Source organism: Pseudomonas sp. GM48 (genome assembly GCF_000282335.1).
In the GTDB taxonomy this organism is placed as follows: domain Bacteria; phylum Pseudomonadota; class Gammaproteobacteria; order Pseudomonadales; family Pseudomonadaceae; genus Aquipseudomonas.
This window is the reverse complement of record NZ_AKJM01000040.1, coordinates 159,902-171,623: the sequence shown is the minus strand read 5'-3', so window position 1 is coordinate 171,623 and position 11,722 is coordinate 159,902. Positions and strand designations below refer to the sequence as shown.

General features: G+C 59.8%; 12 protein-coding genes. 4 read left to right on the top strand and 8 right to left on the bottom strand.

The genetic code is table 11. The features are described 5' to 3' along the window. Positions 1–81 precede the first annotated feature (81 nt). Positions 82–1,437, bottom strand: coding sequence for a dicarboxylate/amino acid:cation symporter (locus PMI28_RS22105; RefSeq protein ID WP_007983831.1), 1,356 nt, complete (start codon positions 1,435–1,437; stop codon positions 82–84). Between the two features lie 105 nt (positions 1,438–1,542). Next, complete coding sequence (locus tag PMI28_RS22110) at positions 1,543–2,598, bottom strand: tartrate dehydrogenase (RefSeq protein WP_007983829.1); 1,056 nt, start codon at positions 2,596–2,598, stop codon at positions 1,543–1,545. Positions 2,599–2,734: 136 nt separating this feature from the next. Here PMI28_RS22110 and PMI28_RS22115 point away from each other — a divergent pair, with 136 nt between their 5' ends. Next, on the top strand, positions 2,735–3,658 hold the full coding sequence (locus PMI28_RS22115) for a LysR family transcriptional regulator (RefSeq protein WP_007983827.1): 924 nt from the start codon (positions 2,735–2,737) through the stop codon (positions 3,656–3,658). Between the two features lie 141 nt (positions 3,659–3,799). Beyond that, positions 3,800–4,621 (top strand): DeoR/GlpR family DNA-binding transcription regulator, encoded by an 822-nt coding sequence (locus PMI28_RS22120; RefSeq protein ID WP_007983824.1) that lies wholly within the window; start codon positions 3,800–3,802, stop codon positions 4,619–4,621. 129 nt (positions 4,622–4,750) lie between these two features. On the opposite strand, the gene otnI is transcribed toward PMI28_RS22120, so the two are convergent. The 6 genes from otnI to PMI28_RS30740 form a co-directional block, all read right to left on the bottom strand. Next, the gene (gene otnI, locus PMI28_RS22125) at positions 4,751–5,533 is read right to left on the bottom strand and encodes a 2-oxo-tetronate isomerase (RefSeq protein WP_007983823.1); all 783 of its coding nucleotides are present in this window, start codon (positions 5,531–5,533) and stop codon (positions 4,751–4,753) included. Positions 5,534–5,554: 21 nt separating this feature from the next. Continuing rightward, a complete protein-coding gene (locus PMI28_RS22130) occupies positions 5,555–7,015 on the bottom strand; it encodes a GntP family transporter (RefSeq protein WP_007983821.1) in 1,461 nt (486 codons plus the stop codon). 189 nt (positions 7,016–7,204) lie between these two features. Beyond that, positions 7,205–7,843, bottom strand: coding sequence for a 3-oxo-tetronate 4-phosphate decarboxylase (otnC, locus tag PMI28_RS22135; RefSeq protein ID WP_007983819.1), 639 nt, complete (start codon positions 7,841–7,843; stop codon positions 7,205–7,207). Further along, positions 7,840–9,138, bottom strand: a complete 1,299-nt coding sequence (gene otnK / locus PMI28_RS22140) for a 3-oxo-tetronate kinase (RefSeq protein WP_007983817.1) — start codon at positions 9,136–9,138, stop codon at positions 7,840–7,842. The genes otnC and otnK overlap by 4 nt, the downstream gene beginning before the upstream one ends. A gap of 10 nt (positions 9,139–9,148) precedes the next feature. Continuing rightward, positions 9,149–10,054, bottom strand: coding sequence for an L-threonate dehydrogenase (gene ltnD, locus PMI28_RS22145; RefSeq protein ID WP_007983815.1), 906 nt, complete (start codon positions 10,052–10,054; stop codon positions 9,149–9,151). Continuing rightward, positions 10,047–10,214: a hypothetical protein gene (locus tag PMI28_RS30740; RefSeq protein ID WP_007983813.1), complete on the bottom strand. Its 168-nt coding sequence runs from the start codon at positions 10,212–10,214 to the stop codon at positions 10,047–10,049. Before PMI28_RS30740 ends, ltnD begins: the two co-directional genes overlap by 8 nt. 220 nt (positions 10,215–10,434) lie before the next feature. On the opposite strand from PMI28_RS30740, the gene PMI28_RS22150 reads away from it, so the two are divergent. Both PMI28_RS22150 and PMI28_RS22155 read left to right on the top strand, forming a co-directional pair. Further along, the gene (locus PMI28_RS22150; RefSeq protein WP_007983811.1) at positions 10,435–11,199 is read left to right on the top strand and encodes a COG4705 family protein; all 765 of its coding nucleotides are present in this window, start codon (positions 10,435–10,437) and stop codon (positions 11,197–11,199) included. A 28-nt stretch (positions 11,200–11,227) separates the two neighbouring features. Beyond that, positions 11,228–11,665: a hypothetical protein gene (locus PMI28_RS22155; RefSeq protein WP_007983809.1), complete on the top strand. Its 438-nt coding sequence runs from the start codon at positions 11,228–11,230 to the stop codon at positions 11,663–11,665. The last annotated feature ends 57 nt before the right edge of the window (positions 11,666–11,722 follow it).

The window sequence follows — 11,722 nt, the reverse complement described above, 5'->3', positions numbered from 1 at the left end:
TTACCGCTTAACTGATTGGCATTACCTCAAGGGGCCCTTCTTATGCTCGATCAAATACGGCACTGACTATCGCTACGCCCCCTACGCCCGAGACGCTTTTTTCAAGTCTGGCAGTACGGACCGCTCCTCCACTGCCGAATGAGCGAAAATACGATCAGCCTGGCCCACCGCGGATCTCTCCTCCTCGACTTCACCATTGAGCGCCTTGTTCATTTTGACCGTATCGAGCGCCCCTACCCATTTGGCGATGGCCATGGTGCCGACACCATTGCCGATGGTGTTGGTGATGGCCCGCGCTTCCGACATAAACCGGTCGACACCCAGCAGCAACACCATGCCCGCTACCGGAATGGTGCCCAGTGAAGACAAGGTAGCGGCCAGGATGATGAACCCGGAGCCTGTGACCCCCGCCGAGCCTTTGGAGGTGAACATCAACACCGCCAGCACGATCAATTGGTCGGTCAGCGTCAGCGGTGTATTGGTTGCCTGGGCAATGAAAATCGCGGCGATGGTGTAGTAGATCGCCTGGCCGTCCGGGTTGAAGGTCAGGCCGGATGGAATGATCATCCCGGCGACGGGTTTGGACACCCCGGCCTTCTCCATTTTGGAAATCATCTGCGGCAGTACCGATTCCGAGGAACTGGTGCCCAGCACGGTGAACAGTTCTTCCTTGATGAATTTCAAAAACTTCCACAGGCTGAAACCGCTGTAGCGGCAGATCGGCCCCAGCACGAAGATCACGAACACAGCGCAGGTGAGGTAGACGCAGGCCATCAGCTTGCCCAGAGAGAACAGTGAGCCAAAGCCATACTTGCCGATGGTGAAGGCGATGGCGCCAAATGCGCCGATCGGTGCCAGGCGCATGACCATGTTGACGATGCGGAACATGCCCTGCATCAGGCTATCCAGCGTATCGACGAACGCTTTGCCGCGTGGCCCTACATGCGCCAGGGCGATACCCAACAGGATGGAAAACAGCAGGATCTGCAGCACATTGCCCTTGGCGAAGGCATCGACGATGGTGTCGGGGATGATGTTCATGACGAAGTCCATGAACGATGCATGTTTCACGGCCGAGGTGTAAGTGGCCAGGCTGGAGGTGTCCAGCGTCGCGACATCGATGTTCATGCCCGCGCCCGGCTTGAACACATCCACCACTACCAGGCCGACCACCAGCGCCAGCGTCGAGACCACTTCGAAATAGAGCAAGGCCCGGAAGCCGACACGCCCCAGTTCCTTCATGTTTTCCATGCGCGCGATGCCCGTGACCACGGTGAGGAATATCACCGGAGCGAGGAGCATCTTGATCAATTTGATGAAGGCGTCGCCCAGAGGTTTGAGCGCGGTGCCGGTTTCGGGAACGAACACCCCGACGATTGCGCCGAGGATCACAGCGATGAGTACCTGTACGTACAGTTTGCCAAATATTCTTTTCATGACAGGGCCCTGATTTTTTATTGTTGTCAGGAAATGCCAAGGAGTCAGATCCAGTGACCTGCCCCTCGGCGGTGTGCCGCAGTACTACTTTGAATCGCTGGAAAATCAGCGGTTGATCAGCGCAATGACCGCATCGGTGATCTGGCGTGTGGTGGCGTTGCCGCCGAGATCCGGGGTATGCAAACCACTTTCGGTCACGGCTTCGATGGCTGACATCAGTTGCTTGGCAGCGGCTTGCTCGCCGAGATGTTCAAGCATCATGGCGGCGGTCCAGAACGTTGCGATCGGGTTGGCGACACCTTTGCCGGTGATGTCGAAAGCCGAACCGTGGATCGGTTCGAACATCGACGGGAATTGGCGGGACGGGTTCAGGTTGGCGGTTGGTGCGATGCCCAGACTGCCCGACAGCGCCGCGGCCAGGTCGGACAGAATATCGGCGTGGAGGTTGGTGGCGACGATCACATCAAGCGTCGATGGCTTGAGCACCATGCGCGTGGTTACGGCATCCACCAGTTCCTTGTCGACCCTGACGTCCGGGAAGTCCTTGGCCACTTCATAGAAGATCTCATCCCACAACACCATGCCATGCCGCTGGGCATTGGACTTGGTGACCATGGTCAAGTGTTTGCGCGGACGGCTCTGCGCCAGCTCGAAAGCGAAACGGTGAATACGTTCGACCCCGGCACGGGTGAAAACCGATACTTCGGTGGCGACCTCTTCCGGCAGACCACGGTGTACGCGGCCACCGTTACCGGAGTATTCGCCTTCGGAGTTTTCCCGCACCACCACCCAGTCAATTTGATCGCCATTGTGCAGCGGACTTTTCACCCCCGGCAGTACTCGCGCAGGACGCACGTTGGCGTATTGATCGAAGCCCTGGCAAATCGGCAGGCGCAAGCCCCAAAGGGAAATGTGATCCGGTACGTTGAGTGCGCCCACTGCACCGAAGAAGATGGCATCAAAGGTTTTCAGTTCTTCCAGGCCACCTTCGGGAATGTAGTACCCGTTTTTCAGGTAGTTATCCGAGTTCCAGTCAAAGTGTTTGAAATCCAGTTGGAAACCGGATTTTTTCGACAGGGCTTGCAACACCTCGACGCCGGCGGCAATCACTTCGACACCGATGCCATCACCTGGAACCGCTGCAATCTTGTATGCGCTCATGGTCAACTCCACTCTCGTAACGTTCTTGTTGTGCCTGTCGAACGGGCTGTTCAATCAGGGTGTGAGCGGAGTATATGTAGTGAACAAATAGATGTGAGTTACTCAAAATCACTACATAAATAACTTTGAGTTACGAATGAACCAGACCCTGGATTTGTCCTTTTTCTACCTCTTGGCCAACAAAGGCAGTCTCGCCGCGACCGCGCGGGAACTGGGCATCACGCCGCCGGCAGTGAGCAAACGCCTGACCGCGCTGGAAGCTCGACTGGGCATCCGCCTGGTCAACCGCACCACGCGCTCGATGAGCCTGACCTCGGAAGGTGAACTGCTGTTTTCCCATGCCGCCCGCATCCTGACGCAGATCGATGAGGTCGAGCAGTTGCTCAGCAGCAGTCGGGCGACACCAAAGGGCCTGATTCGGGTTAACGCGTCGTTAGGTTTCGGTCGCCGTTACATCGGCCCCGCTCTGGGTGCATTCTTCGCCCAGTACCCGGAGGTGGAAGTACAACTGGAAATCAGCGATCACCCCCTGGACCTGACGACCCATGGATTTGACCTGGGCATACGCTTCGGTACCCTGCCGGACGCCGCCTTCCATGCACGCAAGATCGCGTCCAATCGTCGTCTTCTATGCGCTTCGCCGCTGTATCTGGAAAAGCATGGTATGCCACAACGCCTGACGGACCTGCAGCAACACAACTGCATCTTTCTGCGGCAAAACGAAACGCCCTACGGTGTATGGAGTTTCACCAATGGGGGGCGCACGCAAAACATCAAGGTCCGTGGGGCTTTGGGCTGCAATGACGGCGAAGTAGCCCTGAACTGGGCGCTGGAAGGCTACGGCATTCTGTTGCGAGCCGAATGGGACATTGCCCGCTATGTGCGCAGCGGCCGCTTGCGATTGGTGCTGGAAGACCAGACCCCGACGCGGGCCGATGTCTACGCGGTGTACCCACAACAATTACATCTTTCAACCCGAGTGCGCAGCTTGATCGATTTCCTGGTAGAGCGTTTCAAGCACATTGACCACCTTGATGAGGCGGCAGGCATGCAAGACTGAACCATTATGAACAAGTAGAAGCCAGCGCTATACATAGGGCTAACGGGCTCGACGCCTCATTACGCTACTGATCCGGCTGCAGATTCGCTACTATGGTTCCCCGCCCTCCCTGTCTGCGGATTTCTTCATTCTGGAGCCCGAATGCCTAGTCAAAAGGACATCGCCGCCGACAGCGGCGCACCGATGATTCCTGAACAGCGCCGTGAATTGATGCTGCGACAGTTACGCAAACATCAGGTGCTGAGCGTTCATCAATTGATGGAAATGTTCGACTGTTCGCACATGACCATACGCCGCGACATCGCGCTGCTGGAGCAGGAGGGTCGTGCTTACTCGGTAACGGGTGGGGTGCGGATCGCCAGTCAGCTGCACAGTGAGCCCAGCCATCAGCTCAAGGCTGTGGTCGAGTTGCCACAGAAGCAGGCCATGGCCAGGCTCGCCGCCCGGCTATTGCATGCCGACATGACGATTTACCTGGATGCGGGAACCAGCACGCTGGAAATCGTCCCCTACATCAAGGCGCTGTCCGGCATGACCGTGGTGACCAACGACTTTGGTATTGTCCAGGCACTGATCGATGCCCCCCATGTCACGGTGATTCACACCGGCGGGCAGCTGGATCACTCCAATCAATCGTGCGTGGGCGGCCTGGCGGTGGCCACCTTGCGTCAGGTCGTCACCGATGTCGCATTCATATCGACCAGTTCATGGGATTTGCGTCGCGGCCTCACCACGCCTTCGGCGCTGAAGGTGGAGGTTAAGCAAGCCGCCATGCAGTCGGCTTCGCAAGTGGTGCTGGTGGCCAGCAGTTCGAAGTACGGCACGTTCAGCATGTACCGGATCGCCGGGCTCGAGCAATTTGACATCATCATCAGCGACGACGCGTTGACCTCTGCCGCGGCCGATGGCATCCGCAAGCAGGGTGTCGAATTGTTACTGCCGGCTGACAATACCCCGGCCTGAAACGACGGGCTCCTGGCCTGATTTGTAGGAGCGAGCTTGCTCGCGATGGACGTTAACGATACCGCGTGTTTGCTGAATAAACACGTCGCCCTCAGCTCCATCGCGAGCAAGCTCGCTCCTACAGGTTTCTTAACGCGCTTTCCAGTCGCGCAGCCACTGCAAGCCGGCAGACGTGTTACCTCGTGGCCGGTATTCACACCCTACCCAGCCGTCATATCCCAACTGGTCAATCAGCTCGAACAGATAGGGATAGTTGATTTCTCCCAGGTCGGGTTCATGTCGGTCTGGCACACCAGCGATCTGGATATGGCCAATTCCGTCGAAGTCCCGACGCAGTTTGGTGGCCAGGTCGCCCTCGACGATTTGGCAGTGATAACAGTCGAACTGAACCTTCAGGTTACTGGCGCCTACTTCCTTGCAGATGGCCTGGGCCTGATCCTGCCGGTTGAGGAAAAATCCCGGCATGTCCCGCGTATTGATTGGTTCCAGCAGCACCGTGACGCCGACTTTGGCCGCTTGGGCGGTGGCGTAGGCGAGGTTCTCCAGGTACACGCCGTGATGCCGTGGGCGGTCGCTTTCCGACGGCAACAGCCCGGCCATCACGTGAATGCGCGAGTTGCCCAGCACGCTGGCGTATTCCAGGGCACGATCAAAACCGCTGCGAAATTCACTCTCCCGACCGGGCAACGACACCGTGCCCCGCTCGCCGTTTGCCCAATCACCGGGCGGCGCGTTGAACAGTGCCTGCACCAGGCCGTTGTCGCTCAAGCGTTGCTTGAGTTCTTCAGCGCTGTAGTCGTAGGGGAACAGATACTCCACCGCTTCGAAACCGTCGGCAGCCGCGGCCGCAAAGCGATCCAGAAACTCATGTTCCGGGTAAAGCATGCTGAGATTGGCAGCAAAACGAGGCATGGTAGCTCCTGAGATAATGGGTTAGACAAAGGGCCAGATCAGCAGGGTAATACAGAAACCCAGGGTGCCAAGCAAAGTGGTCAGCACCGTCCAGGTGCGCAAGCCATCGGCCACGTTCAGTCCGGACAGCTTGGTGAAGATCCAGTAACCGGCATCATTGATATGGGACATGGCCAACCCGCCACCGCCCATGGCCAGGCACAACAGTGCCATATGGTTCGGGGTGAGGCTGAGGGTCGCAATCAGCGGGCTGATGATGCCGGCAGTGGTCACCAGCGCCACCGTGGTCGAACCCTGCACCGCGCGCAATAGCATGGTCAGCAGAAAGCCCAGGGCCAGCACCGGCAGACCGGTGGTGCGCAGCATATCGGAGACCACGGCACCGATTCCGGTGTCCACCAGCACCTTGCCGAATACACCGCCGGCACCGGCAATCAGGATCACCATGGCCACACCGGGCAAGGCCGAACCGATCACGTCGGACACCTGAGTGCGGCTCCAGCCCCGACGCGAACCCAGCAGCCAGGCACACAGCAAGGTGTCGATCAGCAGCGCCACCAGCGGCGCGCCGAGCACGGTCATGACGCCGCGCAGGGTCGAATCGGCTGGCAGCAACGAGGTAGACAGAGTCCCCAGCAAAATCAGAATGATGGGCAGCACGATCAGGCTGACAATCAGACCAAAACCCGGCGCGGGTGCCGGCGGCAATTTCGAAACGATGCTGCTGGTGGACTCTTCCAGGCCCATGTGCGACACGGCCACAGCCGCTCGCTCAGCGCTCTTGTCGTTGCCATTGGACCAGGCAGCCAGATCCTCGTTGGTGACATGCGGGCCATAGACCTCGGCACGAATATCGTCGGTCATTGGGTACACCCGACGGGTCATGCGCCCGGCCACGCGGTAGCCGACATAGCAAAGCAGTGCGGTGATCGGCAAACCGAACATCAGCACGCGGCCCAGGTCCGCGCCCAATTGGCTGGCAGCGGCCACCGCACCCGGGTGTGGCGGCAGGAAGGCGTGTACGGTCAACAACGCCGCGCACATCGGCAACGCGAACACCAACAGCGGCTTACGCGCACTGCGGGCAACACCATAGGCCAGCGGCATCAGGATGATCACGCCGACCTCGAAGAACACCGGCACCCCGACCATAAAGCCGGCAATCGTCAATGCCAGGGGCGTACGCCGATTGCCGAAACGGGTAATCAGCGTCTTGGCCAGCGCCTCGGCACCACCAGAGAGCTCGATGATCCGCCCGATCATCGCACCCAAGGCAATGATGATCGCGATATGGCCCAAGGTCTTGCCCATGCCGCCTTCAATGGTGGCGACCAGATCGGCCGGTTTCACACCGGCCACCAGCGCCACCAGAATGCTCACCAGCATCAAGGCCACGAAGGGCTGGAATTTGTACTTGAGCACCAGGAACAACAACAGCGCGATGCCCACCCCGGCGGTCATCATCAGGATTAACGGGCTCATTGCAGAACCCCTCCACGCCGGGTAACTGAAACGGTACTGCCACTGGTTCTGAACATGCTGCAGTGAAGGTGAGTCATGCTTGGATTTCCTGTTGTTATTGTTTTTTCAGGCAAGCCGGGGCCGTCGAAAGTCGCTGGGCGGCTCCCGGGCAGGGCCTGCGTTATCGATCTATCGTGTCAAGCCAGCGCGTTACCAGTGCGCACCAAAGGTGTCTCGTAATTCGTCCAGTGCCGCCTGATCGAGCGGTTCAGGCTTGGGATTGCTCATCAGCCAGAGCTGTGCGGTTTCCTCGAGCTCTTCCAGGGCGTAGCTGGCCCTGGATACCGAACTTTCCCAGACTACCGGGCCCAGCCGTTCGAGCATCACGCCGCGAACACTGTTGGCCAGCCGGGCGACTTGCTCGGCAACCTTTGGCGAACCGGGTCGCTGGTAGCCGATCAACGGGATATGTCCGACTTTCATGACCTGATACGGCGTCAGCGGCGGCAGGATGTCGTCTGCCTGCCAGACCCCGGCCAGCGTCAATGCCACCAGATGGGTGGAGTGGGTATGCACCACGCCGCCGACACCCGGATTACGGTCGTAGACCTGACGATGCAACGCCAGGGTCTTTGAAGGTTTGTCACCGGACACCCATTCGCCAGCCAGATTGACCTTGGCGATGGTCGCCGGATCGAGGCGCCCCAGGCAGACATCCGTGGGCGTGATCAACCAGCCATCGTCCAGGCGCGCGCTGATATTACCGGCGCTGCCGACGGTGTATCGGCGCTGGTAAAGGCTGTGGCCAACCTCACAGATTTCTTCGCGCAAGGCGTTCTCGTTACTCATTGCACATCTCCGGCCTGGGCGAGTTGGTTCAAGGCTTTGCTAAAGAAATCCCGGCCACCGAAGTTGCCCGATTTGAGTGCCAGCGCCAAAGGTTCGTCAGTGCTGCTGACGGTCGCCGGCACACCCGGATCGATCTGCGCGCCGATCTGCAACAGCTGTACACCCAGCGCCTGAACCACTGCGCCCGAGGTTTCGCCACCGGCGATCACGAAGCGGCGTACACCGTTCTGGCGCAAACCCTGGGCAATTTCGCCAAAGGCGTTTTCCACCAGGCTACCGGCCTGCTCGACACCCAGTTGCTGTTGCACCGACTTGACGTCTTCCGGTGAGCTGGTGGCGTAGATCAATACGGTTTGTTGGTTGTCGCGGGCAAAGGCCAAGGCTTGCGCCACCACCGGTTCACCCGCCGCCAGGGCCAGCGGATCAATCCGCAAGGCTGGCCGACCGGCTTCGAGCCAGGCGGCCACTTGTCCATTGGTGGCGATTGAAGCACTGCCAGCCAACACCACTTCCCCGCCGGACACCGCTGGAAGTTTCGAGGCATCGAGGTCGCGCAGCTTGCCGGCGCGACGGAAGTTTTCCGGAAGCCCCAGGGCTAGCCCCGACCCACCCGTCAACAACGGCAGATCAGCGCAAGCGGTACCGAGGGTATACAGATCGCTGTCCGACAAGGCATCCGCGATGGCCATGCCGATACCTTGCGCCCGCAGCTCAGCGATTCGCTCCCGCACCTGTTCAGCACCACGGGCAATCGTGTCGTAGCGCAACAGACCGACATTCAGGCGGGTCTGCGATTGCAGGACCCGAACCAGATTGGCATCGGTCATCGGCGTCAACGGGTGATGCTGCATGCCAGACTCGCTGAGCAGCTGATCCTGCACGAACAAGTGGCCGCGAAAGATCGTCCGGCCATTCTCCGGGAACGCCGGGCATGCAAGGGTAAAGTCGCTACCCAGTGCCGCCAGCAGCGCTTCGCTGACCTGGCCGATATTGCCGTCCGCGGTGGAGTCGAAAGTCGAGCAATACTTGAAGAAGATTTGCTCGCAACCTTGTTCACGCAACCAGGCCAGCGCGGCGAGGGACTGTTCGACCGCTTCGGTGACCGGCGTGGTGCGCGATTTCAGGGCAATGACGATCGCATCGGCATCAAGCCCGGCAGCAACTTCCGCGCTCGGGATGCCGATGCTTTGCACGGTGCGCATACCGCCGCGCACCAGCATGTTGGCCAGGTCCGTGGCACCGGTGAAATCGTCGGCGATGCAGCCCAGCAGCGGGCGTGCGGTGGATGTAGTCATGGGGTGTTCCTCAAACAGGCTCAGGCTTGGCAGTCGGCAATTCGATACCCGGGAAAATCTTGATCACCGCCGAGTCGTCCTCGCGGCCGAAACCGGCACTGGACGCCTGCATGAACATCTGGTGAGCGGTGGCCGACAGCGGCAGCGGGAATTTGCTGGCCCGGGCGGTATCCAGCACCAGGCCCAGGTCCTTGACGAAAATATCCACCGCGGACAACGGCGTGTAATCAGCCTTGAGAATGTGCGGTACGCGGTTTTCGAACATCCAGGAATTACCGGCGCTATGGGTGATCACCTCATACAACGCATCGGCATCGACGCCTTCACGCAGGCCCAGCGCCATGGCTTCGGCGGAGGCGGCAATATGTACCCCGGCGAGGAGCTGGTTGATGATCTTGACCTTCGAACCCAGGCCATGGACGTCACCCAGGCGATAGACCTTGCCGGCCATGCCAGCCAGGATCGACTCGGCCTTGGCATAAGCGTCGGCCGGGCCCGAGGTCATCATGGTCATCTCGCCAGCGGCGGCCTTGGCGGCGCCACCGGAAATCGGTGCGTCAAGATACAGCAGGCCCAGCGCGGCCAGGCGCTGGCCCAGGTCTACGGCGTAAGTCGGGGCGACTGTGGCGCAGCCGATTACCAGACTGCCCGGGCGCATTGCGGCCACGGCACCACCCTCACCAAACAATACGGTCTCGGTCTGCTCGGCATTGACCACTACGGTGATAATCACGTCACACTCGGCGGCCATATGCGACGGTGACGGACAAGCCACACCACCCTCCCCGGCGAACTGTTCTGTCACGGCAGAACGCACATCACAGGCATGCACATTAAAACCGCTGCGCAACAACGAGCGGGCAATGCCCAGCCCCATCGCGCCCAGACCGACCACACCGACATTCTTGTTATTCATGGGGTACTCCAGAGGAAAGCAGCGACGGCTTCCACGCCTGCAAGGCGCAGACGTTGGCCGCGTTGTAGATAAGGCCACGGCAGACAGGATCAGCACCGAGCGGATAAACCCGCTGAGGGGCGCTGTCATTCAGGACGGGAGTCGGGTTCTGATTGAACATCAAGGCCATCCTGTTTTTGTCGTGTTATCAGGTTGTCATACCGGCTGGTGTAAATCATCTACCAGTGATCAGATTATGTGAAGTATTTTTTCAAGATTCACATTTTTTAACATGGCTTGGGAAAACCTGGCGACTTCGTCGCCACTCAGTCTCAGCTAAGTTTCGATCCGTATCGTCTCCCCTGCGCAAGTCCTGCGCTGCACAGGAGAGGCACCCGCCCATGAAACCCGCTATAGCCGGATGGCTGAACAAAGTACCCGAGGTAACACTGTCATTCTGGGTGATCAAGATCTTGTCCACGACGGTGGGTGAAACCGGCGCGGACTTTCTGGCTGTCGATGCCGGCCTCGGTCTTGGCTGGACCAGCCTTGGCATGGCGGCATTGCTGGCCATCGCGCTGTTCCTGCAGATGCGCAAAACCGCCTGTTCGCCCTGGATCTACTGGCTGACCGTGGTCTTGGTGAGCATCGTCGGGACGCAGCTCACCGACATCCTGACCGACGTGCTCGACGTCAGCCTGTACACCAGCACGGCGGTGTTTTCGGTCTTGCTGGCGCTCAATTTTCTCGTCTGGTACCGGGTGGAACACAACCTGTCGATCCGCGAGATCGTCACCCCACGAAGGGAGTGGTTCTACTGGACGACTGTGCTCTGCACCTTTGCCCTCGGCACGGCGGCCGGCGACCTGGCCACCGAAGCGCTGGGCCTGGGCTTCACCCTCGGCGCGGTGATTTTCGGCGCACTGATCGCCGCGACCCTGGTGGCCTGGCGCCTGGGCGCCAACGTGGTGCTGGCCTTCTGGATCGCCTACATCCTGACCCGCCCGTTCGGCGCCTCACTCGGTGACTTGCTGACCCAGTCCAAGACCTATGGCGGCCTCGGCATGGGCGCGACCTGGACCAGCGCGATATTCCTGTGCGTCATCGTCATGCTGGTTGCAGTCGCGCAGATCAGCGTCGGCAACCGCAAACCCGTCACTCAGTAACCCTTTGAAAGCCCATCAAGGAATCTTCATGCGCCCTTTTCAAAACATCATTCGCCACGTCGCCATTGTCTCGTCGATCTTCCTGCTCAGCATCGCCGCCGGCTGCTCGAAACCCGCCGACAAGCCAAACGCGGGCAACACTTCAGGTGCGATGAGTGCACAAACCCAGTCAGGCTCAAAACTGGGTGATCTGTCCGAGTTCCACACCATCGCCGCCGACGTTGCCGTGCTCGTCGATAAAAACGACCTGCCCGGCGCGAAAGCCCGCATCAAGGACCTTGAGAGCGCCTGGGACTCGGCCGAAGCCGGCATCAAGCCTCGCGCCGCCAGCGACTGGCATGTAGTGGACAAAGCCATTGACCGCGCGCTCGACGCCTTGCGCGCCAGCAGTCCGCAACAGAGCGACAGCAAGGCCCGCATGGACGAGCTGATGCAGGCCTTCGACTCGATGAAAGGCAAGCAATAACCGGGCGGACAAACGCCGGTACAGGTGCTTCAATACAGGCGCGACGGTCACGACCGC